This is a genomic window from Allobosea sp. P5_A5, assembly GCF_056400625.1.
In genome coordinates this window covers 29109-54608 of sequence record NZ_JBFUKY010000004.1, presented here as the reverse complement: position 1 = coordinate 54608, position 25500 = coordinate 29109, and the positions used below count along the sequence as shown (strand labels likewise).

The following is a 25500-nucleotide window of genomic DNA, read 5'->3' as shown; positions in this document are numbered from 1 at the left end:
CTTCGTCGTTCTGCCGCTTCCATCCACCGCATGACCGGGATTTCCATGCAGGCTACCGACATCATCGGCCCCGGCGACGTCCTCCTCGATGTGAAGGCGTCGTCAAAGCCGGATCTTCTGAGGACGTTGGCGCAAAAGGCCGCGACGAAGCTCGGCAGCGATGCCGCCGTGATCCATGAAGCCCTGTCGCGCCGGGAAGCGCTGGGTTCAACCGGCGTGGGCCAGGGCGTAGCGATGCCCCATGCGCCGCTCGCCGGGCTGACACGCCCGTTCGGGCTGATCGCGCGTCTCGCCCATCCTTTAGCCTTCGATGCGATCGACGCCCGGCCGGTCGACATCATCTGCCTGCTGCTGACTCCGGCGCAGGCGGCGCGCGAGCATGTCACCGCCCTGGCCTGCGTGGCGCGCAGGCTCCGCTCGCCCACGGTTCAAGCAGCGATCCGTGATGCGGCGACCCCGGCACAGCTATGCGCCGCATTGGCCGAGCCGGGCTGATCAACCGGATGGGGGAGGCAGATCAAATGAAGACGGGAGCCGACGCTGAGCAAGCGCCGGCTCCCTCCGGTGGGGCGTTGCGACACGCTTGAACCACCGCTGCCGGCCCATTCGCGCCACGGTCGCGGTGATCCGCGACAGGCCGGGTGCAGGGGGGCAATAAACCCGTGGCGAAGGGGTCGGCAGCGACGAACGAACACCCTGTCGAAGGCTCCGTTCCGCGTTCGCGGCAGACTGTTCCCAAACGCACCTTGCCTCGCCTCATCCGCCCCGGCAGATCGCAGCCAGAGCCTGCGCCGCGCCCGACAACGGACGCTCGGTATGATGGAGCAAAACGAAGTCGCGCGGTTCGAGCGAGAGGGGAATCGTGGCGAGGTCCCCGCGTGCGACGAACGGGCCGACCAGAGCTTCAGACAGCGCCGTGGCGCAGTTGCTGCCGGTGCGCACTGCGGTCAGCACGGCCTCGTTGGACGGAAGCGTCATGGCGACCCGCAGCCTGGCCGGGTCGATGCCGAGCGCGCGCAATCCCTCCTCGAACATCGCGCGGGTGCCGGAGCCAGGCTCGCGCAAGATCCAGTCGAGCCGGAGCAAATCCTCCACCGCATCCGAGACCCCGCCGCCAGCCCGGTCGACAGCCGGCACCACCACCATGAGCCGATCTTGCGCGACCGGCGTCGCACTGAGCCGAGGCTCCTCGTTTGCCCCCTCGATCAGGCCGAGTTCGGCCAGGCCCTCGGCGACGGCGCGGGCCACGCTCGCGGTGTTTCCGAGGCGCAGGTCGACCTCGATGCCGGGATGGCTCCGCCGAAACCGCGCCAACCTCTGCGGCAGCCAATAATTGGCAATCGTCTGGCTGGCCTGGACCACCACGGTGCCGCGGTCGAGCGAGCCGAATTCGCTCAATGCGGTTTCCGCCAGGCGCACCTGCGCGATCACCGCCTTGGCGATCGGGAGGAAGTCCCTCCCGGCAGCGGTCAGCGCAAGGCCGCGGCCGATGCGATGGAACAGCTCGACCCGGTAACGCGCCTCCAGCGCGCGAATGGCCGCGCTCACCGCCGAGGGCGAGAGGTGACGCGCTTGCGCCGCGCGGGTGAGGTGCTCGCACTCAGCAACCGCGATGAAGACCGAAAGCTGGTCGAGCGTCACAAATCCGTTCTCTCAAACCGAAAGGTCCATGCGCCATTATGCGATTGATCCGGACATTTGAGAAGATTATTCTTCGGTACGCTTTTCACAGAGTTGAACATGTCCGTCTCTCCGCTGGCTCTCCGTATCCTCCCCGGCCTTGCTGTAACTATTGGCGTCACACTCGCAGCCTTCGCGGCCGAGCGACTCGAGCTCATCGCGTTCGGATATGCCTGGGTCGACGCACTGGTGATCGCGATCCTGCTCGGCGTCGCTGTGAACTCGGCGATCGGCATGCCAGCTGCGACGGTTCCGGGAATCAAATTCGCCTCGAAAACCCTGCTCGAAGTCGCGATCGTGCTGCTCGGCGCCTCGATCAGCTTCGCCACCATCGCGCATTCGGGGCTGTTCATGGTCCTGAGTGTGGTCACTGTTGTTTTGCTGTCGCTTTTGGTCAGCTACGGCATTTCGAGGTTCCTCGGCCTGCCGCGCCACCTCGCCACACTCGTCGCCTGCGGCAACTCGATCTGCGGAAACTCGGCGATCGTCGCCACCGCCCCTGCGATCGGTGCCAAGCCCGACGACGTCGCCTCGGCCATCTCCTTCACGGCCGCGCTCGGCATCCTCGTCGTTCTGCTCCTGCCCTCGCTGGTGCCGCTGCTCGGGCTGAGCGAATGGCAGTACGGCGTCCTGGCTGGCATGACGGTCTATGCCGTGCCGCAGGTGCTCGCCGCGACGGTGCCGGTCAGCGCCGTCAGCACGCAGATCGGCACCATCGTGAAGCTGCTGCGTGTGCTGATGCTCGGACCTGTCGTGCTGATCCTGGGCTTCGTCAGCGGGCGGCAGGGCGGCGCCAAACCGAAACTCTCCAGCCTCGTCCCGTGGTTCATCATCGGGTTCCTGGGGATGATGGTGCTGCGCTCGCTCGGCCTGATCCCGACCGACGCGCTGAGGCCGCTCGCAACGGCGGCATCGATCCTGACCATCGTCTCGATGGCGGCGCTGGGGCTGTCGGTGAACCTGCGCACGGTTCTTGCCGCCGGCGGCCGCGTGCTGGCGGCCGGAGCGCTATCCATCGCCGTGCTCGGCGGGCTTGCGGCCATCGTGCTGGCGCTGTCTCCGGCTACGCCCTGAGCGCAGGGACGTCGCTACAAGCGTCGCGCCGTCAGCCCCTTGGCGACGATCGGCCCCGTCGGCCGGCCTGTCGGCGACCCGGCGGCAGGTTCGACGGTGATTTCGAACAGCTGATCCGAGCCCAGCGGGAGACTGTCCAGCCGCAGCGGAACGGCCCGCGCGCGCTCGATCAACCCGACCGAGCGTGGCCCGACGGCACGGTCCCACAGCGTCCAGATCTGCAGCGCCCGGCCCTGCGGCACGTCGATATCCTGCAGCGGGAGCAACTCCACGCGACCATCGGCGAAGGTATTGACCACCGCTGCGGCGACACTGGCATCCGTCATCAGCACCGCAACCATGACCGGCTGCCGGCCTGCCCGATCGAGCGCTGCGACGAGGCCCACCGCCAGCACGATCGCAGCAGCAGCTCCCGCGAGGGCCGCACCGCGCCATAATGGCAGGCTGTCCCACCACTCGGCGAGCCGGGCCCGCAGGACAGGCCTCGTCTTCTGTCGGACAGCCGTCGCCGGCTGCTGTCTCGAGGCGGCAAGTCCGGCCTCGATCTGCCGCCAAAGCCCTGCCGAGGGCGCGATGGGAGCCGCCGTCGCATCGATCGGAGCCAGGCGCGTCTGCCAGCGCGACACCGCGGCATGCAAGGCCGGGTCCTGCTCCAGACGCGCCAGGACGTCTTCATGCTCGCGAGGACCGAGCAGACCGAGAACATACTCGCCGGCGAGGATTTCGGATTCGAGCGGCGGGGTCATCCGAGGCACTCCCTCAATGTCAGAAGCGAGCGGCGGATCCAGGATTTGACGGTACCGAGCGGCATGTCGAGCTTGCCGGCGATCTCGCCATGGCTCAGCCCCTGCACGAAGGCGAGCAGGATCATGCCGCGCCGTTGTTCCGGCAAGGCCTGAAGGCAGCCATGGAGCGCCTGCGCATCCGAGAGCTTTTCCATGATGGTGTCGGGCCCGTCCTCCTCGCTCGCCGTCTCTTCGGCGACCGGGCTTTCCTCGGTGTCCACGCGCTTCTCGTCGCGCAGGATCGAGAGCGAGCGGTTGCGCAGGATCGCGTAGATCCAGGTCAAACCCGAGCCGCGCTGCGCGTCGAACCGCGCCGAATGCCGCCAGATCAGGATAAAGGTGTCCTGCACCGCTTCCTCCGCCAAGGCGCGGCGCCTCAGCATACGCTGCGCCACACCGATCATACGCGGGCATTCCTGCTCGTAGATGCGACGCAATGCGGATTTATCGCCGAGCACGCACGCCGCCAGCGCCTGCTCGATCATCGACTGCGCGGCGGGGCCGGCCATTCATCGTCCTATTCGCCAGAGCTGCGATCGACGGCAGATTACGCGGCCGCCGCCGGCTTGGATGCAGGCAGATAATTTATTTTTCGCTCCGCATCCGATGCACCAGCCTCGCTCTATCCGGAATGAGTGCCGCACCGCGACAGGATGGCGGCACCGCCAAAACCGGAGGATGGAATGACCAGAACCACACGGCTCGCCCTCGCGATCTCGACGATTCTCGCGACCGGCGTCGGCGCCGGCCTCACCGCGCAGGCCGCCACGCTGGCGGCGCTGACGGGCGACGATACCCTGACCATGGTCGATACCGGCACGCTCAAGGCCGGCGCATCGATGAAGGTTTCCGGAATTTCCGGCAAGATCGCCGGCATCGATGTCCGCCCGGCGGACGGGATGCTGTATGCGCTGACCGTCGACGGGACGATCTACACCATCGACAAGGCCGGCAAGGCCACGATGAAGTCGAAGATGGACACGGTTCTTTCCGCCAGCGCCATGGCGACGGTGGACTTCAATCCGGCCGCCGACCGCCTTCGCGTCATCGGTTCGGACGGCACCAACCTTCGCGTCAACGTCGAAGACGGCAAGACGACGGTCGACGGCAAGCTGAAGTTCGCCGAGACCGACATGCACAAGGGCGAAGCGCCGATGATCGTGGCAGGCGCCTACACCAACTCGGTCAAGGGCACGAAGGAAACCGCGCTCTACGACATCGACGGCAAGATCGGCGGCCTGATCAAGCAGGCGCCRCCAAATGACGGCGTGCTCGGCGCTGTCKGCAAGCTCGGCGTGATGCCGAAGGCGATCGCCTTCGACATCGAGAGCGGAAGCGACGGCTCCAACACCGGCTGGCTTCTCGCCGACGGCACGCTCCACAAGGTCGATCTCGCGACCGGCAAGGCGACGTCCGTCGGCAAGGTGACCGGGCTGTCGGCGGCGGCCCGCGACATCGCCGTCATGCCGGCGATGTAATCCACGATCGTCTTTCAACCGATCAAGAAAGAGCCCGCCTTTCGGCGGGCTCTTTATGTTTCGGGGCGAGGCGCTCGCGGTTACTTCACGCTCGTCGCAACCCCGGTCGCCAGCGCCGTCGCGCCCGAGATGTAGTAGAGCGTCTCGAAGGGCGAGCGCAGCGACAATCCGGCCCCGGCCGGTACGCCGAGCTCGGAATAAACCGACGCCATCGAGGCCGTGCCTCTCGCCGACCTGCTCTGATGGAAGCCGAGGCCGGACTGGCCCTTCTTGCCGACGCCGTCCGCAATACGCCCGCCGCCGCGATAGACGCGCTGCGCACCGGCCGCGAACAGCAGCGTGCAGGCGCTGCCGCACAGGTTTCCCGCATTCACAACCGTCGCCGCGCCGGTCGCCTTGATGTTCCGGGCCATCGCGATGGCCGGCGGAAGCCCGCCTTCGCCTGCGCCCGGGCTCGACAGGACGACCATGCGGTAGCTGCCCTGCGGCGCCACCTTCTCGAACAGGGCGTCATCGCCCTCCCCGATCATCCCGCGAACTGTGATAGTGGTGCCAGACTTCGTCACCTGCGCCGCCTGCGACATGGTGCTGACGAAGAGTAAGGATGCAGCGATAGCCAGAATTCGAAGCACGGTCTTCATGGCTCACCTTGTTCTAACATCGGTCGTTGCCGCAAAGGTGCATCGCGATTTATGGGGGCGTCAATGGTGAGCCGACCCCGTGATCCATCGGCGCAGCACAAGCCATAAAAAAACCCGCCGAGCGGCGGGTTTTTTGAAGACGTCGGTGCGCCGCAGATCAGATATCCTCGCCCTGCAAGGCAGCCACCGGGGCCGGCCCCAGGCCGTCCTTGTTGTAGATGTCGTCGCGGAACTGGACGCCGCCATCCGGCGTCGCCCAGGCCGTGACGTAGACCCAGTAACACGGCACGGGATCTGCGATGCGCGCATTGACGCGCTGGCCGGAAGCGATGGTCTCGTCGATCTTGGCGCGATCCCAGCCGGGGGTGTTCTTCAACAGCCACGCCACATAGTCGCGCACGTTCTGCACGCGCATGCAGCCCGACGAGACGAAGCGGTAATCGTCGCCGAAAATGCCCTTCGACGGGGTGTCGTGCATGTAGACGCCGTAGGGGCTCGGAATATTGATGCGCACGAAACCGAGCGAGTTGAAGTCGCCGCCCGGATCCTGGCGGAAGGTGTAATGCGTCGCCTCGTCCGAATTCCAGTTCACCTGAGCGGGCGAGACTTCGCCGCCAGACCCGTTGATGATGCGGATCTTGTTCTCGGAGAGATAGGTCGGCTCCTTGCGCATCTTCGGGATCAGATCCTTGCGGATGATCGATGCCGGCACCGTCCAGGTCGGGTTGAAGTTGATCTCGGGAATCTTGGTCTGAAGCAGCGGAGACTGGCGATCGATCTTGCCGACGCCGGCGGCATGACGGGTCGCGACATGGCCGTTCTCGACCGTTTCAACGGCCGCGGCCGGGATATTCGCGACGACATAGCGGCCGCCAAGATTGCCCGACCAGGTGCGCAGCCGCACGACATTGGTCTCGAGCTGGCGGATGCGCCGGTCGATCGGGACGTTCAGCGAGACGATGGTCGCGCGGTTGATCGCGCCCGTCGTGGAAAGGCCCATACGCGCTTGGAACTGGCGCACCGCCGCCTCGACATAGGAGTCGTAGACGTTGCTCTCGCCGGCGTTCTCGTGAAGGTCTCCCGTCACGACGAGGCGCTGGCGCAGTGCGACGACGCCGGGGCCCTTGGCGCCGAGGCCCATCTTCTCGGGCAACTGCACCGGCTGCCAGCCGCCGCGCGCAGCGAGGTCACGATAGGCTGCGATGGCCTGCTCGGTCGCCTGAAGCGATTCGGGCGACAGCATCGGAGTGGAAGAGCGCAGCACGGAATTGCGCGGGCCGGCATCGTAGTTCTGACGCCACTCCGCCTGCTGCGCCAAGGCCGGGGCCGCAGCGGCCGTCGCGACGCCCGAAAGCAGGGCCAGCACAGTTTCGCGGCGCGTCAGGCTCAGTTGCGACATTTCTTCCCTCTTTGAATCTTGACCGCGCGACCGCAGCAAAACGCCGCCGACAGGCGGCGGCCCTGGAGCAAGGCGGCCTGATGTCAGCGACGGTGTCTTAGCACGGTTAAAAAGGGGTGATGACAGCGGCTATTTTAGGGCATGAGCACGTTTTGCGACGTGCATGGCGGCCGCGCCACAGCTGATGCCAACGGCGACGCGGCCGGGATTGGGCCCAGCCGCGTCAATCGCATGAAGATCTCGAAACAGCGTTTTTCAGAGCTTATAACGGATTTGGTCGGTCCAGAAGCGCTCGAGGCGAAGCAGGGCGTTGTTCATGCGCTCGAAGTCGTCTGCCGCGATGCCGCCGATCTGCTCGACCGTGCGGACATGCTTGTCGTAAACGCCCTTCACGATGTCGTGCACCTCGGTGCCCTTCTCGGTCAGGCTGATCCGGACCGAGCGGCGGTCGATGCGCGAGCGGGCATGGTGGAGATAGCCGAGCTCGACCAGCTTCTTGACGTTATAGGAGACGTTGGAGCCAAGATAGTAACCGCGGGTCCGCAGCTCGCTGGCGGAGAGTTCCGCGTCGCCGATGTTGTAGAGCAGCAGCGCCTGGACGCTGTTGACGTCGTCCCGGCCGCGCCGCTCGAACTCATCCTTGATGACGTCGAGCAGGCGGCGATGCAGTCGCTCCACCAGCGTGAGAGACTCAAGATAAAGAGGCTTCACGTTCAGGTCGGCTTCTTTATTCCCGACAACTTCCGAAGTCTTGACGCTGGCTTTCATCGTACATCCTGCCTGTCTGACGCCTGTTTCCCGTCGGCCAGGATTGTTTCCCCGGTCCGCTTCTGAAAAAGACCATATGCCTGCACGGATGAAAACGAGTTTAAATATCAGGATGAATCAGGGATTTACCCCTTTGGGTGAATCGTAGGTGAAGTCAGAAAGGCTTAAGCTAAAGCGATTCTTACCAAGACTCAGCGTAGTCGAGCGACAGGCGACCGGGCTCAAGCCTGCATTTACTTGGCGTATACCGTGAGGCTTGCAGCGCTCGGCACGCGCTCAGGCGGCTTCCGTCTCGGTCTCCGCCGCCCAGGTCACGAGGAAGTAGAGGGCGATCAGCGCCACGTACAACCCCACCAGCCAGATCGTCAGCGGGACGAAGCGCGGGAAGAAGAAGCTCAGCAGGAGATGGCTCAGCGTCGCCAGCAGCCAGAGCACGCCCCCCCAGGTCGAGGTCAGCCAGAGGCCCACTGCCGCAACGAGGTCGATCACCGCGAAATAGACGATAATCGCTTGATAGCTCAGCAGCCGCGCCTCGAAAGGCGGCTGCGCCTGGCCGCCGAGGCCGAAAATCACGGCCCAGGACATCAGCCCCTTGGCCAGCCAGAACACCGACAGAAGGCGCAGGAACCAGACCAGCCCCGAGCGCCAGCGCGTGTTCGCTTTGACACCGCCCTCGCCCGAAATACCGCTCCGCAGGGCCTCGCCGTCGATACCCAGTCCCAACTCAAGCCTCCAGCTTCAACTCGTCGGCACCGAGCGGCTCGAAATAGGCCGCGATCACCGCTGCATTCACCTCTTGCAAGGTTTTCGGCCGCCAGAGCGGAGCCTGGTCCTTGTCGACCACGACGGCGCGAACGCCTTCATAGAAATCATGGCCGCGCGCGATGCGCGAGACGACACGGAATTCGGTGCGCATCGCTTCGGCAAAGTCGAGGGCGGGGCCACGGCGCATCTGTTCGTGGGCAATGGCAATGCTGGTGGGAGACTTCGTCGCCATGGTCTGCAGAACCTTCGCCGCAAAGGCATCACCCTTTGCCGCCGCGGCCTCCAGCCCTGCCAGAATGGACTTCACGTCCGCAGCCGCGAAACAGGTGGCGATCGTCGCCCGTGCTGCTTCCAGCGGTCCAGGACCGCGCTCGATCGTGAAGCCCGCCAGGATATCGTCGATCGCAGTGCGACCCGTCAGGGCATCGGCGAGTTCGGCCATCCGGTCGCTGGTCACGCCATGGGTCGCAAGCCCGACGGCCGTTGCATCGGCCGCGCCGATCCGCTCGCCGGTCAGCGCTAGAAACGTCCCGAACGCACCCGGCAGCCGGGGCAACGCATAGGTCGCGCCGACATCGGGGAAGAAGCCGATGCCGACTTCGGGCATGGCGAAGAGGTAGCGGTCGCCCGCGATGCGGTGGCTGCCATGCAGCGAAAGGCCGACGCCGCCGCCCATGACGATGCCGTCGATCAGCGAAATATAAGGCTTGGGATAGGACTTGATGCGGTGATTGAGGATGTATTCCTCGCCCCAGAACGCCAGCATGGCGGCATGGTCGCCAGCCTTGCCGCGATCATGCAGCCAACGGATGTCGCCACCGGCGCAGAAAGCCTTCTCGCTGGTGCTGATGACGACGATTCGCGTGACCTGCTGGTCGTCTTCCCAGGCATCGAGCGCGCGGGCCAGCTCCCTGATCATGCCAAGGCTCAGCGCGTTCAGCGCTTTCGGGCGGTCGAGCACGACAACGCCGGCGGCGCCGCGAATTTCGCAGATGATCTCAGGCGCCTGCGTCATGCTCGCTTTCCGCTGCGGCGGACTGCCGCTCCGATGGGCCTGCGGTTCTGGAAGGCAGGTGCGCGGTTGTCAACGCGAGCCTCAGCTTCTCCGCGCCGGACCGTGTGCAGGGCACCCTTGCGACCAACTGACGTGTTTTGGAATTATTCCGATGTGCTATTGAAAGCTTCGCCGACTTCGCCCGCATGACGAAAGCCGCGCGAGACCCACACGTCGAAGGCAGTCAATCATGGAATCTCGGGTCGTGCGGCCTTTCCCCCTCTCTCCTCGGCAGGACGAGGCGCAATCGGCGCCCTCGCTCGGCTTGACGCGCCGGATGCGCCGCAACCGCAAGGCGGACTGGTCGCGCCGGCTGGTGCGTGAAACGCGGCTGACGACAGACGATCTGATCTGGCCGATGTTCCTGATGGATTCGCGCGAGGCGCGCACGCCGGTCGCCTGGATGCCGGGCGTCGATCGGCTGAATATCGAAGAGGCTGTGCGGCAGGCGGCGGATGCGGCGGCGCTGGGCATCCCGGCCATCGCGCCCTTCCCCTTCGTCGAAAAGGGGTTGCGCGATCCGACCGGCTCGGAGGCGCTCAACGCCGAGAACTTGATGTGCCGCGCCGTGCGCGCGATCAAGCGCGAGGTCCCGCAGATCGGTATCATCTGCGATGCCGCGCTGGACCCCTACACCTCGCATGGTCATGACGGGGTGCTGGACGGCGAGCGTGTGCTGAACGATCACTCGGTCGCGATCCTGGTGCGGCAGGCGCTGGCGCTGGCCGATGCCGGTGCGGACGTTATCGCTCCCTCCGACATGATGGACGGGCGCGTCGCGGCGATCCGCTCCGCGTTGGACGACAGCGGCCATGAGGATGTGCAGATCATGGCCTATGCGGCGAAATACGCTTCCGCGTTCTACGGCCCGTTCCGCGACGCGATCGGCACCAACGCGACGCTGGTCGGCGACAAGCGCACCTACCAGATGGACCCCGCCAACATCGACGAGGCCATCGCCGAGGTCGCGCTCGATCTCGAAGAGGGTGCGGACATGGTGATGATCAAGCCCGGCCTGCCCTATCTCGACGTGGTGGCGCGGGTGAAAGACCAGTTCCGGGTGCCGACTTTCGCCTATCAGGTCTCCGGCGAGTACGCGATGCTGATGGCCGCCGTGCAGAATGGCTGGCTCGACGGCGACCGGGCGATCATGGAAAGCCTGCTGGCCTTCAAGCGCGCAGGCGCCGATGGCGTGCTGAGCTATTTCGCCCCGCAAGTCGCCAAGGCGCTCAAGGCAGCGGGCTAAGCCTCGCCGTCCATTCCGGCCGAACACACCTCAAAATCGAAAAGCCCGGCGTGTCGCGCCGGGCTTTTTCTTAGTGAGAGGCGGCTTCCTTCGGTGCTTCCGTCGGCGCTTCCCCGCGGCCGCGCCAGCGGCGCACCAGGCTCACCACGCCGACATAGAGCAGCGGCACGAAGAACACGCCGATCGCGGTCGCTGCGATCATGCCGCCCATCACGCCGATGCCGATCGAATTCTGGCTTCCGGAGCCGGCGCCCGTCGCGATGGCAAGCGGCGTCACGCCGAGCACGAACGCCAGCGAGGTCATCAGGATCGGCCGCAGGCGCTGTTTCGCAGCTTCCAGCGTCGCCTCGATCAGGCTCTTGCCGCTCGCCTCCTGTTCGATCGCGAATTCGACGATCAGGATCGCATTTTTCGCGGCGAGGCCAATGGTCGTGAGTAGGCCGACCTTGAAGTAGACGTCGTTGGTCTGGCCGAAGATCGTGGCGGCCAGAAGCGCCCCGAAGATGCCGATCGGCACGGAGAGCATCACGGCGAAGGGAATCGCCCAGCTTTCGTAGAGCGCGGCAAGGCAGAGGAAGACCACCAGCATCGAGATGGCATAGAGCGCCACCGCCTGGCTGCCCGAGAGCTTCTCCTGATAAGACAGGCCTGTCCATTCATGTCCAAAGCCTGGGGGCAGTTGCGACATCAGCTTGTCGACCTCGTCCATCGACGCGCCCGAACTGATGCCGGCTGCCGCGCCGCCCTGGATCTCGACGGCCGACGAGCCGTTGTAACGCTCGAGCCGTGGCGAACCGTAGGACCAGCGACCGCTCGAGAAGGCCGAGAACGGCACCATCTGCCCGCCGGCATTGCGGACATACCAGCGCCCGACATCCTCCGGCTGCATGCGGAAGGGTGCATCGGCCTGGACATAGACCGACTTCACCCGCCCACGGTCGATGAAGTCGTTGACATAGGCCGAGCCCCAGGCGGTCGACAGCGTATCGTTGATGCTGCCGAGCGAGAGCGTCAGCGCGCTCGCTTTTTCCTGATCGATCTCGACGGCATATTGCGGCGTGTCCTCCTGCCCGTTCGGGCGCGTGCCGGCGAGCATCTTGCTCTGACCGGCGAGGCCGAGGAACTGGTTGCGCACCTCGATCAGGCGCGAGTGACCGGCACCGGCGACATCCTGAAGATAGAAATCGAAGCCGGCCGTATTGCCGAAGCCCTGAATGGCGGGCGGCGCCAGCGCAAAGACCGTACCGTCCTTGATCGAGCGGAAGGCGCCCATGGCGCGCCCGGCGATGGCCTGCGCCGTCGCCTGCTTGCCGGAACGCTGATCGAAGGGCTTCAAGCGCACGAAGGCGAGGCCGACATTCTGGCCAGCGCCACCAAATCCGAAGCCGGCGACCGTCAGCACGCCGTCGACGAGGTCCTTCTCCGATTCGCGATAGTATTTCTGCACCTGATCCAGAACCGCGAGGGTACGGTCCTGCGTCGCGCCGACCGGCAACGAAACGCTGGTCAGCAGGATGCCTTGATCCTCTTCCGGCAGGAACGAACTCGGTAGCCGCGCGAACAACAGCACCATGCCCCCAGCGATGAGCAGGAAGACAAGGAAAAAGCGCACCGAGCGCGAGATCATGCCCGAGACACCGGCGCGATAGCCGTTCGTCGTGCGCTCGAAATTACGGTTGAACCAGCCGAAGAAGCCCTTGCGCTGGCCGTGGTCCTTGACCGGCTTCAGAAGGGTCGCGCAGAGCGCCGGCGTCAGCACTAGCGCGACGACGACTGAAAGGATCATGGCGGTGACGATGGTGATCGAGAACTGGCGATAGATGACGCCGACCGAACCGCCGAAAAAGGCCATCGGCACGAACACCGCCGACAGCACGGTGGCGATGCCGACTAGAGCACCGGTGATCTCGTCCATCGACTTGATGGTGGCTTCCTTGGGGCCGAGCTTTTCCTCCTGCATCACGCGCTCGACATTCTCGACCACGACAATGGCGTCGTCGACGAGCAGGCCGATGGCGAGCACCATCGCGAACATAGTCAGCGTGTTGATGGAATATCCGGCAATTGCGAGCACGCCGAAGGTGCCAAGCAGCACGACCGGGACGGCCAGCATCGGGATGAGCGTCGCGCGCAGGTTCTGCAGGAAGACGAACATCACGATGAAGACGAGCACGATCGCCTCGATCAGGGTGTGGACCACCTTCTCGATCGAGAGCGTGACGAAGGGCGTGGTGTCGTAGGGGTAGGTGACCTCGACGCCCTCAGGCAAAGTCTGCTTGAGGCGTTCGATGGTGGACTGCACAGCCTTGGCGGTGTCGATCGCGTTGGCACCCGTGGCCAGGCTGATCGCGAGACCCGTGGTCGGCTGGCCGTTATATTTCGAGACGGTGTCGTAGCTCTTGGCGCCAAGCTCGACACGCGCAACGTCGTTCAACCGAACGATCGAGCCCGACGAGCCGCTCTTCAGGATGATATTCTCGAACTGCGAGACCGTCTGAAGGCGCGAGGCGGCGGTGACGGTCGCGTTGAGCTGCTGGCCCTTGATCTGCGGCAGGCCGCCCAGCTGGCCGGCAGAGACCTGCGTGTTCTGCGCCTGGATCGCGGTCGCGATATCGCTCGGCATCAGCGCGTATTTGCGCAATGCGTCCGGGTTCAGCCAGATCCGCATCGCGTAGCCGGCGCCGAAAATCTGCGTCGTGCCGACACCCGCAACCCGCTTCAGCGTGTCGTTCAAGGTCGAATCGACATAGTCGGCGAGATCGGTCGTCGACATCCGCCCGTCCTTCGAGACGAAGGCGGCGACCATCAAAAACCCGGTCGAAGCCTTGGCGACCGAGATGCCGGTGCTCTGCACGACCTGCGGCAGCTGCCTTGTGACCAGCTGCAGCTTGTTCTGCACCTGCATCTGCGCAACGTCGGGGTCGGCCGCGCTGGTGAAGGTCAAGGTGATCGAGGCGTTGCCGGTCGAGGTCGACGTCGCCGTCATATACTGCAGGTTGTCGAGGCCGGTCATGCCTTGCTCGATGACCTTGGTCACCGAGTTCTCGACGGTGGCGGCATCGGCGCCGGGATAGTTGGCGCTGATCTGGACGGTCGTCGGCGCGATCTGCGGGTATTGCGAGATCGGCAGCGTGCGCAGCGCCAGCAGGCCGCCCAGCATAATGACGATGGCGACGACCCAGGCGAAGATCGGCCGTTCGATGAAGAAACGCGACAACATGGCGTCAGTTCTTCGTGGTGGCGGCGGGAAGCTCGGCCCGGCGATTGGCCGATTTAAGCTCGCCCGTCGCCTCGTCGACGCTGACCTCGGTCGGCGTCACGGTCTGGCCGGGTCGCACAAGCTGGCCGCCCTCGACGATGATCTGATCGCCGTCCTTGACGCCTGAATCGACCAGCCAGTTGTTGCCAATGCTGCGGCGGGTGGCCAGCACACGCTCCTCCACCTTGCCGTCGGCGGCGACGAACTTTCCGGTCGGCTCGCCCTTGGTGTTGCGGCCGACGCCGCGCTGCGGCAGCAGGAAGCTGTTTTCAGCGATGCCTTCTTGAATAACGGCACGCACGAACATCCCCGGCAGCAGCAGCCGCTGGGGATTGGGAAACTCCGCCCGAACGGCGAATGTGCCGGTCGTCTCGTCGATGTTCGCCTCGGCGAATTCGAGCTTGCCGGTCTGGGGGTATTCGGCGCCGGTATCGAGCTTGAGCTTCACCGCGACGTTGGGGCCGGTGAATTTAAGCCGTCCGGAATCGACCGCCTCGCGGAACTTCAGCAGGTTCGTGCTCGATTGAGTGACATCGACATTGATCGGATCGAGCTTGCGGATGGTTGTGAGCGCGGCGGCCTGGTTGGCCGTGACCAGCGCACCGGGCGTCAGCGCCGATTTGTCGACACGGCCGTCGATCGGCGCGGTGACCTTCGTATAGGCAAGGTTGATGCGGGCGGTCTCCACGCTCGCCTTGTTGGAGGCGACGTCGGCCTGCGCCTGCGCATAGGTCGCGTTGGCGTCGTCGGCATCCTGCCGGCTGCCGGCGTTTCGCTGAAGCAGCTCGCCGTAACGGTCCGCCCTGATCTTGGCGTTGACGGCCGCGGCTTCGGCTTTCTGCTGAGCCGCCATCGCGCTGTCGAGCGCGGCCTTATAGGGCGCCGGGTCGATCTCGTAGAGCACGTCGCCGGTCTTGACCTCGCTGCCTTCCTTGAACAGGCGCGACTTGATGATGCCGTTCACCTGCGGGCGCACTTCGGCGATCAAATTCGCCGCGACGCGGCCCGGAAGCTCGGCGGTGATTGCCACCGGCTGCGGATGCAGCATGACCACGCTGACCTGCGCCTGGGGCTGCGGCGGCGGAGCCGCCTTCTGCTCGTTGCAGCCAGCCGCCAGCAAGGCGAGCACAAGGCTGCCCGCGACAAGAGGACGGAAATGCGAGGGGGCGCGCGCGGCCGGCATGCGTGGCTCCTATTAGGAAACTGGCGGGTTTCTTAACGCTTGATTTTGGGAGCTGTCAAACCGACAATGTGCCAGCATGGACGAAATGACGGCAGATCACGACATCGGGAAGGCCGCGCGTCGGCAACCGGGCCGGCCCAAAACCCGACCCGACGAGGCGGAGCGCGCGCGGATAACGAGCGGAGCGCTCGAGCTGTTCCTTGTCTCGGGATACGCCGCCACGACCATGGACGCGGTTGCCGCGCGGTGCGGGGTTTCCAAACGCACGCTGTACCGGCTGTTTCCCGGCAAGACAGATCTGTTCCGGGCGATGGTCGCCGATCATCGCCGCAGCATGCTGGCGCTGCCGCGTGCCGCCGGTCCCGAACCGCTCGATCAGGCGCTTGCAGCCATCTTCAAGCTTGAAATCGACGCGGAAGAGGATCGGGGGCGCATAGCCTTCGTGCTGCTTGCCGTTTCGGAGGCCGAGCGGTTTCCGGAAATCGGTGAGGCGTTGCGGCTGGAGGGCGTCGAGCCTTCGCGCCGGATGCTGGCCGGCTGGCTCGCCGACCAGCAGGCGGCCGGCCGGCTGCGACCCTTCCCCACCGAGGCCGCAGCCCGCATGCTGATGGATATGATCTTCAGCGTGCAGGCCCGGCGTTTCGTCGGTGACCTCGAACTGACGCGCGGCGAACGCGTCGCCCATGCGCGGCGCTGCATCGATCTGTTCCTCAACGGGCTGGCGAGCTGATCTCCCGCCGATCGTGCGGCCGCCAAATCGCCCATTAGCGGGAAGGCCCGCCTCCGCCAGGGCCGCCGCCGCCGTGACCGCCGCCATGGCCTCCGCCGCCGGGTCCGTTTCCGCCGCCCGTGCCGCCACCCGGACCGCCGAACCCGCCGCGGCCGCCTGCGCCTTGGCCGGCCCCTGCGCTTGCCCGGCCACTGAGACCGTCACGTCCGAATCCTGCCGATGGGCCGCCACGCCCGCCCTCCCCGCCGCCCGTCCCACTCGCGCGGGCAAAACGGATGTCGTCGACTTGCAAGGTCCCGTCGGCGCGAACGCGCCCGTCAAGCACCGCGCGCCATTCCTGCGACGGCAGCAGCTTATCGGCGAAGCTATCGGCCCTGATGGAAAGACCAGAACCGAGATGCAGGCGCCCGTCGCGTGTCCCGACGTAGCTTTCCAGCGAGACTGGGCCTGCGCCGGGCAGCAGAGGCGCCGGTGTCAGGCTCTCGACAGCAAAACCCCCTGTCGCGATCCGGCCTCGCACCAGAACGCGACGACCGACAGCGCTCTCGTCGAGCCCGAGAAGTTTCAGCCCGTCGATCCAATGCCCATCTGCATCCCGTTCGACCACGCCGATCACCTGATGGGCCGCCTCGACACGGGGTTCGACGAGGCTTGCGGCGATTATGCCGTCCAGACGTCGCAGGCCGCTCACGGCGACAAGCTGCCTCTTGCGCCAAGACCGCCCTGTCCCGCCCGGCGGCAGGAGAATACGCTGGCCCAGCACATCGATCCCGTCGCGATAGAGGGCGGTCACCGGGCCGACCACCTCGCTGTCAACCACGATCGCCTGCGTCGTCAGCCCGGCCGGATCGGCTTGGGCGAGCACGCGCACGACATGGCCGATGCGGAGCTCGCGCGCGGCTCGTGTCCGTCCGTCGATGGTGACCGATACGCCCGGAGGATAAGCGATGCGGCTATCGTTGACGACGATGCTGCCGAAGCGCTGGATCGTTCCAACGAAACCGGTGCCGCCGATGCCGCGATCTGACCCGGCAGGCTCGTCCGGCGCAAAGCCCGTGCCGCCGATGCCGACATCGCGCGGCCGCTCGGGCGCCGCCACGGCGGGTCGCCACGCCAGGGTCGCCCCCAGCGAGGCGAGCAGCGTGCGACGCGTGAGGGCTATACGTCGGCTCATCCCCGTTCCGCCTCGGACGGCCCTATGGCGGCCTCGCGATAGACATAAACGCCGCAATTCCAGCGGTGTTCGCCGCCCGGATCGCCCTCGCAGGCAGCATTGGCCTCGCGGTTGAGCTGCTGGAGCATCTCCAGCGCCAGTTCGCGCGAGCGTGCTTCGAGCCGCTCGGCCAGTTCCGCCGAGAGCCCGTCATAATGCACCGAACGCTCGATGAAGGGCGGCTTCGCAGCAAGCATGTTGGCGGACGCCGCAGCAAGATGGTCGTGCATGTTCCGGCCGAAATAATACAGTTTGTCGTCGTCGCCGTGCCGGGGGATGAACGCCGCCTCGGCCAGTATCACCCGGTCTTCGGCGTCGATCATGGCGATTGCGCGGTCCAACCATTCGTCCAGCACGGCGCGGGGCCGCAGGTCGCGCGTGACCGACGCCACGAGTTCCTCGAAGGACGGCCGCCCGTCATCGGCGCTGCGCGGCAGAGGAAGCGGCGCTCCGTTCCCATCGCAATAGCGCGGCGAGCCCAACCAGCGGGCGATGATCGCGCCCGTGCGCGAAACCGAGGCCGGAACGACGTTGACCGGCGCGCCCGCGCCGCGCAGGCGGCTGACCTCCTTGCGGTGGATCCCTGTCAAAAGGCTCACCCGGCTGTCGGTCTGCTCCTTGCCGGCAAGCGCGAAATCATGTTCCGCGACGTTGACGTAAAGCTCCCGCAGCAGCTGGCATAGCGCGGGGAACGTCATCCCTGCGCGGATGCTCAGCCGAACCAGCGGCCGCAAAAGCCGCGCCAGCGGTGGATAGAGCTTCTCGGCCGAGGGGTCCTGCGACTGATCCGACATCGGGATGATCTAGGGCCGAACTCAGTGGGATACAATCCCACGACGGATGGCCCTCGTTGCTGCCGCGCGCGCTTTTATGCCGCGATGCTGTTTCCGCAGTGACGCAGGAATACACCGGCGAGAACGCCGATCCGCGGCACTTGAACCAATGAACGAATGATCGCTGCGCTACGGCGGTCGCTATGTCATTGAAAATAAAATGGTGCCCAGGGCTGGAATCGAACCAGCGACACTGCGATTTTCAGTCGCATGCTCTACCAACTGAGCTACCTGGGCGCCGCCGGGGCGCGCTGCGCCGTCCGTGTTGGTGGGGGCGATATAGAGGCTGGCGGCAGGGCTGTCCAGTCACTTCAGCCGGCTTTCTGATGCCGCCTTCAAGGCTTCGATCACGCGCAGGCGTGATCGCTTGGCGGGCTGACCTGCACATCGCGACGAGCCGCCCTTCAGCGTTTGGTATCCTGCTCGGTCGGTGTGTCCACCTTCGGGAAATGCCAAGCTGCCGTGCCGGGACCTGGACACGTCCCGCTGTCGAAGGCGGCAGAATCGCACACACGTCTGCGACTGGGAAAAGGGAAGGCCCGGCGGGAAACCTGCCGGGCCTTTGTCATCCTGCTAGTGGACCGTGGCGATATCGTCGTCGTCCGGGTCGATCAGCCTCGCCAGGCCAAGCTGGCTGACGCCGTCCATGAACTCGGCGAAAGCCTCGGCATCCGTGGCGAAACTGTCCTGCCACACGGTCGAGCCGCCCTCTTCGTCGACGAGTTCCAGCGTCCAGCCATCGGTGCCGTCGAGCCGATAGATTTCGACCTGCACGGTCATCCCATCATGGGTGACGCTCTGGGAAAGTGGCGAACGGATGATACCGGGGAATTCAGACATGGCCCGATCCTAACGTCTCGGCATGGGGCGTGCACCCCCGAATCGCAAGCGGCGCACCTCGCCGTCCAGCACCAGCGCGCCGACGATCATTTCAGCTGGCTATCCTTGCTGCCACGGCGGTTGTAGGCGGCGGCCGATGCAGGGCGGTCGAGCACGCTCTGGCAATCGACGCAGGTGCGGGCACCCGGCATGGCACGGCGCCGGGCCGCGGGAATTTCCTCGCCGCATTCCTGACAATGAATTTCGCCTTCGCCGGCGGGCAGGCGCGATCGCGCTAGCCTCACCGCATCGCTGATCGAATCGTCGATCTGGTCCTGAACCGCTCCGTCCGGAGCCCAACCGCTCGCCATGGTACACCTCCTGCGGGTTGCAGATGGGATGGCGTATCCGGCGCTTCAAGCGTTCGTCCGCGCACTCAGTTGTCGTGCCGAGGCTCGCTTCCGGGCACGTCGTCGGCCTCGTCGAGCGGCGCGCCGGGAATGACGTAGCCGCCCTTCAGCCAGCGCCCTAGATCGATATCGGCGCAGCGCGCCGAGCAGAAGGGGCAGAATTTCAGCGCCATCGGCTTGCCGCAGAGGGGGCAAGGTTTTTCGGGGCGCGCAGGATTGTCTTCCGTCTTAGCCATATTTGAGCGTGATGCCTCCGTCGACGACGAGTTCGATTCCGGTGACATAGCGCGCCTCGTCGCTTGCGAGAAAGAGCGCCGCGTTGGCCACGTCCCAGGCCTCGCCCATATGACCCATCGGAACCTGCGCGGCGCGCGCGACCCACATGGCCTCGACGTCGCCATCCCCATACGCCTGGGCAAGACCCGCCGAGTGCTCGACCATCGGCGTCTTCATCAGCCCAGGCAGAATGGCGTTCACGCGGATCTTCTGGGCGGCATACTGGACCGCCGTGGTACGGGTGAGCTGGTTCAACGCCGCCTTGGTGGCGGAATAGCTGGCATAGGGCACGCCGGTATAGCGGATCGAGGCGATGGAGGAGATGTTGATGATCGAGCCGCCCTCGCCGGTCTCCTCGAACTGCCGCTGCATCACCGGAATGATATGCTTCATCGCCAGAAAGGCGCCGGTGAGGTTGATGCGGAAAACGCGGTCCCAGGTCTCCTCAGGCAAATCGACGACGCCGCCCACCTCGGCGATGCCGACATTGTTGTGGAGGATGTCGATACGGCCATAGCGACCCAGCGTGCGGCCCACCAGATCCGCAACCTGCTCGGCCTGCGTCACGTCGACCTGGACCGCGAAGGCCTGGCCGCCCTCGTTTTGGATGATGGCGGCCGTCTCCTCGGCCGCGGCAAGGTTGATGTCGGCGCAGATCACCTTGGCGCCCTCGCGGGCGAAGATCGTCGCGGTCGCCTTGCCGTTGCCCCAGCCGGGGCCGATCGACCCCGCGCCGGCCACGATCGCGACCTTGCCCCTCAGACGTTCGCCCATCCCTGCCTCCCGCCGCGCGCCTTGTCGGATCGGCGCGCTTGTCGCTCGAAGATCGGCGGAGACGCGGTCCGATGCAAGCCGCCGGGCCCGTCAGACCGTATTCATCCAGCCGAAACGGATGGGGAAGCCCTCGCCGCCCAGCAGGCTGACGGTCTCATAGAGCGGCAGGCCGACGACGCCGGTGTAGGAGCCGACAAGCTTGATCACGAACGATCCGGCGATGCCCTGGATCGCATAACCTCCGGCCTTGCCGCGCCATTCGCCCGAAGCGAGGTAAAGCTCGATATCCTCGGTCGAAAGCCGCTTGAAGCGAAGCCTCGTCTCGACGATGCGCTCGCGGATCGTGCCCGAAGGCGTGACCAGCGCGACGCCGGTGAAGACCTTGTGCGCCCGGCCGGAGAGCAGGCGCAGGCAGGCGGCGGCCTCGTCGACGAGCTCGGCCTTGGGCAGGATGCGCCGGCCGACCGCCACGACGGTGTCGGCGGCGACGATATAGCAGCCGTCGAGATCGGCCCTCGCCTTGGCGCCTTCCCGCGCGGCCTGCGCCTTCTCACGGGCCAGGCGGCGCGCGAGATCGCGAGGACGCTCGGCTTTCTGCGGGGTCTCGTCCAGATCGGCCGGCAGCAGCGCATCGGGTTTGAGCCCTGCCTGCTCGAGCAAAGCAAGCCGTCGCGGCGAGGCGGAGGCAAGCACGAGCATCGGGCGCCAGCCGGCCGGTTTGGAAGACGTGAAGAGGCTCAAGATCGCAGGCTCGGATTTGTGCTCGGCGCCGGTGAAGCGGAACGCGCCGCCCCCGGCTTTAAAGCATCGCACGCCAAAGGGGAATCGCACATTGTTCCATGTCGAAGCCGCATGGCCTTGGCCAGCCCCTGTGCTTCCCGGCCATTGCCAAGCGGCAGGCGCAACGCCAGAGTCCTTTATCGTCGGCGTCCGCTGGCGCCCCGGAGTTTGTCCATGCCCACATCGCGCAAGCCAAAGGCCGTCACTGCCATTGCCGCGGCAGGCGTCGAGGCGCAGGCGCTGGCCATGCGCATGGCGACGATGCAGGCCGATGCCGGACTGACCATCGCCATGCGGATGCCTATGCTGATGAAGGGCGCCATGGGCGACCGCTCAGGCCAGCGCGAAGCGACCAAGGCCGTCGTGGAAAAAGTCTCGGCCCTGATGGAGAGCGGCGTCGCGGCCGGCTGCGCTGCCGCCGCGTTCTGGTGGGGCATTGCGCTCAATCCCCTCGCCCAGGTCGATTTCGCCGAAGCGTCCGCGAAGGTGGCCAACAGCACGCTGGAGCCGTTCTCCCGCCGCGCACACGCCAATGCCGCGCGGCTGCGCCAGCGCGGCTGATCACGATTTGCCTGCTTAGAGGGTCGTCTCCGGCTGCGCCGGCGTCTCCTGTGCCGGCGTCTCCTGTAGCGGGGCCGCGAGGGCATGCTCGCGCTCGAGCTTGCGATAACGCGCCATGCTGAGCGGGATCAGCCCGAGATAGGCGAGCACCACGACGCTCAGCGTCTCGAAGGTGTAGGCGAAAAGCAGCCCTGCGATGATCACTGCACCGGCAAAGAGCGGCAGCACCATGTCGCGGGGAACACGGGTGCCCAGGGTCTTGCCGGCATAGCAGGGAATGCGCGAGATCGTCAGGAAGGCGATGAACAGGATATAGAGGCCCACGAAGGGTGCGCCGTATTCCTGCACGGGAACACCGACCGTCTGGAGATAGACCGGCAACAAGGCGGTGATCGCGCCGGCCGGTGCCGGCATTCCGACGAAGAAGTTCTTCTGCCAGTCCGGGCGGTTGGGATCGTCGATCATGACGTTGAAGCGCGCAAGCCTCAGCGCCATGGCGCATGCCAGCGTCAACACGATGATCCAGCCGAAGGATTTCAGGTCGTGCAGGACGAAGATCCACAGCACATAGCCTGTCGCGACACCGAAATTCACGAAATCCGACAGCGAATCGAGCTCGGCGCCGAAGCGCGAGGTGCCCTTCAGCATGCGCGCAAGCCGTCCGTCGATGCCGTCGAGCGCAGCGGCGACCAGAATACAGATCGTCGCAGTCTCCAGCCGCCCCTCGACGATCAGCCGCATCGCCGTCAGGCCAAGGCAGAGCGCCAGCAGCGTGACAAGGTTCGGCGCGATCAACCGGAACGGGATCGATTTGAACCGCGGGCGCTTGGGCTCGACGCGCTCGGGCTCGAATGGGGGGAAAAGGTCGCTCATGGCAGCGGGAATACGCGGATTCTACCCGTCACGCCAGTCGCGCCCGCGCTCCGTCCCGTCAGATCGGGCGGTAGCTGCGGGTGACGACCTCGTTGGCGGCCATGTCGGCGAGCACGGTCTCGCCGGCGATGGCGGTTTGGCCCGGGCCGACCAGCGGCACGACATGGGCCGGCAGGTAGACGTCGACGCGCGAGCCGAAGCGGATCAGGCCGAAGCGCTCCCCTGTGCCGAGAACGTCACCTTCCTTGACGAAGGGCACGATGCGGCGCGCGACCAGCCCGGCGATCTGGACCACCCCGACGGTGCCGGATGCGGTTTCGATCGCCAGCGCGTTGCGCTCGTTGTCGTCGCTGGCCTTGTCGAGCTCGGCGTTCAGGAAGAGACCAGGCGTATAGGCCATCTTCAGGATGCGACCGGGCACGGGGCTGCGATTCACATGGCAGTCGAAGACGTTCATGAAGATCGAGATGCGCATCATCGGCTCGGCCGGCAGGTCAAGTTCCGGCGGCGGCAGGGCCAGCGCGACCTGGCTGACATTGCCGTCGGCCGGCGAAATGACCAGCCCGAGCCGCTGCGGCGTCACGCGGATCGGATCGCGGAAGAAATAGCAGATCCAGACCGTGATGATTGCGCCGATCCAGCCGAAGGGCGACCAGAAATTGGCGAGGATGATGGTCGCGACCAGCCCGATGGCGATGAAGACATAGCCCTCCTTGTGGATGGGCACGATCACCTTACGGACGGAATCGACGAGCGACATGGGCTGTTCCGTTGTTCTGGCCGCGCGTCGGCGCGGCAATGGATTTGCTCGCAGCGGAGCTGGCGGAGCGACGCGGTGATTTAGGCGGTTCCGGGCGGAAGGGGAAGCCCGGCGGGGTCGCACCCTCTTTTATCGCCACAATTCAACACCCAGTTGCTGGAGAGCACCGAACCGGCCCTGGAGGCAATCCGATGAACATCTCCGTGAACCCGTCCGAACTCGCTACCGAGGGCCTCGTCGAGACGAGTCGCTCGCCACTTGGCCTGTTCGCGGCCATCCTGCGCAACCCGTTGACGGCGCTTCCCCAGGAGATCTTTCGGGAGAAGCTGGTCCTGGCGAGCGTCGCCGGGCGGCAGAGCCTTTATGTCTGCGATCCCGCGCTGATCCAGGAGGCGCTGGTCAAGAACGCGGCGTCGCTCGGCAAGGGCGAGATCGCGCGCAAGGTCTTGGGTCCGGCACTCGGCGATGGGCTGCTGACCGCAGAGGGCGCGCATTGGCGGTGGCAGCGGCAGTCGGTCGCAGCCGGCTTTCAGCATGACAAGCTGCTGGGCTTCCTGCCGGCGATGATCGGCGCGGCTGAAGACACGCGGGCGCGCTGGCAGGAGAGCGCCGCGCCGCTCGACATCGGCCACGAGATGATGCGGACGACCTTCGCGATCATCGTGGACACGATGCTGTCCGGCAGCGCCAATCTCGATGTCGATCGGGTCGAGCGGTCGATCAGCCACTATCTCGAGCCGACGGGCTACGTCTTCGCCTACACCATGCTCGGCCTGCCGGAATGGCTGCCCTATCCCGGCCGTGCCCGCGCCAAGGCCGCCACAGGGTATCTGCGCGAGAGCATCGGCGAACTTGTGGCGGCGCGGCGCGCCTCAGGCGAACGCCGCGGCGATCTGCTCGACATGCTGCTCGCGGCGACCGACCGCGAAACGGGCCGGGCGATGCAGGACGTGGAGATCGTCGACAACCTGCTGACCTTCATTACCGCCGGCCACGAGACGACCGCGCTCGGCCTCGCCTGGACCTTGCATCTGCTTGCCGAGCATCCCGAGATCGAACGGCAGGTGCTGGACGAGGTCGCGACTGTCACGCAAGGCACGCCGCTGGCGCCCGAGCATGTCGCACAACTGAGCCTCACCAAGGCGGTCTTCCAGGAATCGATGCGGCTTTATCCGCCGGCGCCGGTCATCACCCGACAGGTCGAGAAGCCGTTCTCGCTTGGCGGGCTCTCGCTCAGCGAAGGCTCGGTGCTTTACGTGCCGATCCAGGCCGTGCATCGCCACGAGAAACTGTGGGACCAGCCGGACCGCTTCGACCCGAGCCGCTTTCTGGGCGAAGCCAGCCGTGGCCGGCATCGCTACGCCTATTTGCCCTTCGGCGCCGGGCCGCGGATCTGCATCGGAAGCGCGTTCGCGACGATGGAGGCGGTTGCGATCCTTGCCGTGCTGCTACCGGCACTGAAGCTCGCGCCGCTCTCGAACGCAGCCCCCGAACCTTCGCTCAAGATCACGCTGCGGCCGCGCCGTCCGCTGATGATGTCCGCGACCGAACGCCGGGCCGCTTGAGGCTCGGCGCGGCCGCGAGACTCAAGCAGCAAGTCGCGGGGGATGGACGAAGCGCCGCGCGGCTTGCCAGATCAGCGCCGCGAACGCGGCGAGCACCACCAGCTGCGCGACGAGAAAGGCGGGCTCCGCCCCGGTCGGTGCGAGCCCATGGAGGGCCGGCACCTTGAGAAACAGCTGTGCCACCAGCACGAAGACCAGAAGGTACCAGGCCAACAGGGCCGCAATGGCATAGACGCGGCGCCACGCGCCTTCCAGCCTACGTGCGTAAAGCGCGAAGGCGGCGATAGCGACCAGCACGAGCGAGAGCGCGCCGACGATATGCGACGGCAGGATACCGCTGACCGGAAAACCGAAGCCTGTGGCGCTGGTGGCAAAAGCCGTCGACAGAAATGTGCCGGTCCAGCGCGGTCGCGTGTGGCCCCGCAGCATCCCCGCCGCGACGGGAAAACCGGCGACAATGGCGATCAAGCTGAGCCAGGTGTGAAACCCGGTGAACGTCGTCGGATCGAACATGGAACCCCTCCCCCGCCTCGCCCACCGACCATGACGAATGCCGGCCCCGGTGAAAAGAGGC

At 65.9% G+C, this 25500-nt stretch carries 27 protein-coding genes and 1 tRNA gene; 7 read left to right on the top strand and 21 right to left on the bottom strand.

The window, feature by feature from the left end; all coding sequences use genetic code 11:
• Window positions 1–30: 30 nt before the first annotated feature.
• Window positions 31–495 carry a PTS sugar transporter subunit IIA gene (locus tag AC1DR6_RS09950; RefSeq protein WP_476829062.1) on the top strand — a complete coding sequence of 155 codons (465 nt, stop codon included), beginning with the start codon at window positions 31–33 and terminating at the stop codon, window positions 493–495.
• 261 nt (window positions 496–756) lie between these two features.
• On the opposite strand, the gene AC1DR6_RS09945 is transcribed toward AC1DR6_RS09950, so the two are convergent.
• Window positions 757–1641, bottom strand: a complete 885-nt coding sequence (locus AC1DR6_RS09945; protein ID WP_476829061.1) for a LysR family transcriptional regulator — start codon at window positions 1639–1641, stop codon at window positions 757–759.
• A gap of 99 nt (window positions 1642–1740) precedes the next feature.
• On the opposite strand from AC1DR6_RS09945, the gene AC1DR6_RS09940 reads away from it, so the two are divergent.
• A complete protein-coding gene (locus tag AC1DR6_RS09940; RefSeq protein WP_476829060.1) occupies window positions 1741–2754 on the top strand; it encodes a YeiH family protein in 1014 nt (337 codons plus the stop codon).
• Between the two features lie 14 nt (window positions 2755–2768).
• Here the strand turns inward: AC1DR6_RS09940 and AC1DR6_RS09935 are convergent, their stop codons facing one another.
• Window positions 2769–3500: an anti-sigma factor gene (locus tag AC1DR6_RS09935; protein ID WP_476829059.1), complete on the bottom strand. Its 732-nt coding sequence runs from the start codon at window positions 3498–3500 to the stop codon at window positions 2769–2771.
• Window positions 3497–4048 (bottom strand): sigma-70 family RNA polymerase sigma factor, encoded by a 552-nt coding sequence (locus AC1DR6_RS09930; protein ID WP_476829058.1) that lies wholly within the window; start codon window positions 4046–4048, stop codon window positions 3497–3499. The genes AC1DR6_RS09935 and AC1DR6_RS09930 overlap by 4 nt, the downstream gene beginning before the upstream one ends.
• A gap of 174 nt (window positions 4049–4222) precedes the next feature.
• On the opposite strand from AC1DR6_RS09930, the gene AC1DR6_RS09925 reads away from it, so the two are divergent.
• Window positions 4223–5017: a DUF4394 domain-containing protein gene (locus tag AC1DR6_RS09925; RefSeq protein ID WP_476829057.1), complete on the top strand. Its 795-nt coding sequence runs from the start codon at window positions 4223–4225 to the stop codon at window positions 5015–5017.
• A gap of 80 nt (window positions 5018–5097) precedes the next feature.
• On the opposite strand, the gene AC1DR6_RS09920 is transcribed toward AC1DR6_RS09925, so the two are convergent.
• The 5 genes from AC1DR6_RS09920 to AC1DR6_RS09900 all read right to left on the bottom strand — a co-directional run bounded on the left by AC1DR6_RS09920 (window position 5098) and on the right by AC1DR6_RS09900 (window position 9605).
• Window positions 5098–5658: a hypothetical protein gene (locus AC1DR6_RS09920; protein WP_476829056.1), complete on the bottom strand. Its 561-nt coding sequence runs from the start codon at window positions 5656–5658 to the stop codon at window positions 5098–5100.
• Window positions 5659–5815: 157 nt separating this feature from the next.
• Window positions 5816–7057 (bottom strand): L,D-transpeptidase family protein, encoded by a 1242-nt coding sequence (locus AC1DR6_RS09915; RefSeq protein WP_476829055.1) that lies wholly within the window; start codon window positions 7055–7057, stop codon window positions 5816–5818.
• Window positions 7058–7312: 255 nt separating this feature from the next.
• Window positions 7313–7825 (bottom strand): transcriptional regulator LdtR, encoded by a 513-nt coding sequence (gene ldtR / locus AC1DR6_RS09910; RefSeq protein ID WP_476829054.1) that lies wholly within the window; start codon window positions 7823–7825, stop codon window positions 7313–7315.
• Between the two features lie 276 nt (window positions 7826–8101).
• A complete protein-coding gene (locus tag AC1DR6_RS09905) occupies window positions 8102–8548 on the bottom strand; it encodes a DUF6163 family protein (RefSeq protein WP_476829053.1) in 447 nt (148 codons plus the stop codon).
• A gap of 1 nt (window position 8549) precedes the next feature.
• On the bottom strand, window positions 8550–9605 hold the full coding sequence (locus AC1DR6_RS09900; RefSeq protein ID WP_476829052.1) for an enoyl-CoA hydratase/isomerase family protein: 1056 nt from the start codon (window positions 9603–9605) through the stop codon (window positions 8550–8552).
• A 229-nt stretch (window positions 9606–9834) separates the two neighbouring features.
• Here AC1DR6_RS09900 and hemB point away from each other — a divergent pair, with 229 nt between their 5' ends.
• Window positions 9835–10890 carry a porphobilinogen synthase gene (gene hemB / locus AC1DR6_RS09895; protein WP_476829051.1) on the top strand — a complete coding sequence of 352 codons (1056 nt, stop codon included), beginning with the start codon at window positions 9835–9837 and terminating at the stop codon, window positions 10888–10890.
• Between the two features lie 70 nt (window positions 10891–10960).
• On the opposite strand, the gene AC1DR6_RS09890 is transcribed toward hemB, so the two are convergent.
• Together AC1DR6_RS09890 and AC1DR6_RS09885 are read right to left on the bottom strand one after the other, a co-directional pair.
• Window positions 10961–14107 carry an efflux RND transporter permease subunit gene (locus AC1DR6_RS09890; RefSeq protein WP_476829371.1) on the bottom strand — a complete coding sequence of 1049 codons (3147 nt, stop codon included), beginning with the start codon at window positions 14105–14107 and terminating at the stop codon, window positions 10961–10963.
• Window positions 14108–14114: 7 nt separating this feature from the next.
• Window positions 14115–15332: an efflux RND transporter periplasmic adaptor subunit gene (locus AC1DR6_RS09885; protein ID WP_476829050.1), complete on the bottom strand. Its 1218-nt coding sequence runs from the start codon at window positions 15330–15332 to the stop codon at window positions 14115–14117.
• A 76-nt stretch (window positions 15333–15408) separates the two neighbouring features.
• On the opposite strand from AC1DR6_RS09885, the gene AC1DR6_RS09880 reads away from it, so the two are divergent.
• Window positions 15409–16062, top strand: a complete 654-nt coding sequence (locus AC1DR6_RS09880) for a TetR/AcrR family transcriptional regulator (RefSeq protein WP_476829049.1) — start codon at window positions 15409–15411, stop codon at window positions 16060–16062.
• A gap of 34 nt (window positions 16063–16096) precedes the next feature.
• On the opposite strand, the gene AC1DR6_RS09875 is transcribed toward AC1DR6_RS09880, so the two are convergent.
• The 8 genes from AC1DR6_RS09875 to AC1DR6_RS09840 all read right to left on the bottom strand — a co-directional run bounded on the left by AC1DR6_RS09875 (window position 16097) and on the right by AC1DR6_RS09840 (window position 21086).
• Window positions 16097–17236: a DUF5666 domain-containing protein gene (locus AC1DR6_RS09875; RefSeq protein ID WP_476829048.1), complete on the bottom strand. Its 1140-nt coding sequence runs from the start codon at window positions 17234–17236 to the stop codon at window positions 16097–16099.
• On the bottom strand, window positions 17233–18069 hold the full coding sequence (locus tag AC1DR6_RS09870; RefSeq protein ID WP_476829047.1) for a DUF6502 family protein: 837 nt from the start codon (window positions 18067–18069) through the stop codon (window positions 17233–17235). Before AC1DR6_RS09870 ends, AC1DR6_RS09875 begins: the two co-directional genes overlap by 4 nt.
• Window positions 18070–18269: 200 nt before the next feature.
• A tRNA-Phe gene (locus AC1DR6_RS09865) sits at window positions 18270–18345 on the bottom strand.
• Window positions 18346–18681: 336 nt separating this feature from the next.
• Window positions 18682–18948: a hypothetical protein gene (locus tag AC1DR6_RS09860; protein WP_476829046.1), complete on the bottom strand. Its 267-nt coding sequence runs from the start codon at window positions 18946–18948 to the stop codon at window positions 18682–18684.
• A gap of 86 nt (window positions 18949–19034) precedes the next feature.
• On the bottom strand, window positions 19035–19298 hold the full coding sequence (locus AC1DR6_RS09855; RefSeq protein ID WP_476829045.1) for a DksA/TraR family C4-type zinc finger protein: 264 nt from the start codon (window positions 19296–19298) through the stop codon (window positions 19035–19037).
• Between the two features lie 65 nt (window positions 19299–19363).
• Window positions 19364–19573 carry a DNA gyrase inhibitor YacG gene (gene yacG / locus AC1DR6_RS09850; protein ID WP_476829044.1) on the bottom strand — a complete coding sequence of 70 codons (210 nt, stop codon included), beginning with the start codon at window positions 19571–19573 and terminating at the stop codon, window positions 19364–19366.
• Window positions 19566–20387, bottom strand: coding sequence for an SDR family NAD(P)-dependent oxidoreductase (locus tag AC1DR6_RS09845; RefSeq protein WP_476829043.1), 822 nt, complete (start codon window positions 20385–20387; stop codon window positions 19566–19568). The genes yacG and AC1DR6_RS09845 overlap by 8 nt, the downstream gene beginning before the upstream one ends.
• Window positions 20388–20477: 90 nt before the next feature.
• Window positions 20478–21086, bottom strand: coding sequence for a Maf-like protein (locus tag AC1DR6_RS09840; protein WP_476829370.1), 609 nt, complete (start codon window positions 21084–21086; stop codon window positions 20478–20480).
• A gap of 255 nt (window positions 21087–21341) precedes the next feature.
• On the opposite strand from AC1DR6_RS09840, the gene AC1DR6_RS09835 reads away from it, so the two are divergent.
• Entirely contained in the window at window positions 21342–21728 is a 387-nt protein-coding gene (locus AC1DR6_RS09835) for a hypothetical protein (protein WP_476829042.1), read from the top strand.
• 15 nt (window positions 21729–21743) lie between these two features.
• On the opposite strand, the gene AC1DR6_RS09830 is transcribed toward AC1DR6_RS09835, so the two are convergent.
• Window positions 21744–22601 carry a CDP-alcohol phosphatidyltransferase family protein gene (locus AC1DR6_RS09830; RefSeq protein WP_476829041.1) on the bottom strand — a complete coding sequence of 286 codons (858 nt, stop codon included), beginning with the start codon at window positions 22599–22601 and terminating at the stop codon, window positions 21744–21746.
• A gap of 58 nt (window positions 22602–22659) precedes the next feature.
• Window positions 22660–23400 (bottom strand): phosphatidylserine decarboxylase, encoded by a 741-nt coding sequence (locus AC1DR6_RS09825; protein ID WP_476829040.1) that lies wholly within the window; start codon window positions 23398–23400, stop codon window positions 22660–22662.
• 152 nt (window positions 23401–23552) lie between these two features.
• Between AC1DR6_RS09825 and AC1DR6_RS09820 the strand changes: the two genes are divergently transcribed.
• Complete coding sequence (locus tag AC1DR6_RS09820; protein WP_476829039.1) at window positions 23553–24926, top strand: cytochrome P450; 1374 nt, start codon at window positions 23553–23555, stop codon at window positions 24924–24926.
• 21 nt (window positions 24927–24947) lie between these two features.
• Here AC1DR6_RS09820 and AC1DR6_RS09815 read toward each other — a convergent pair whose 3' ends face one another.
• Window positions 24948–25439 carry a hypothetical protein gene (locus tag AC1DR6_RS09815; RefSeq protein WP_476829038.1) on the bottom strand — a complete coding sequence of 164 codons (492 nt, stop codon included), beginning with the start codon at window positions 25437–25439 and terminating at the stop codon, window positions 24948–24950.
• Between the last annotated feature and the right edge of the window lie 61 nt (window positions 25440–25500).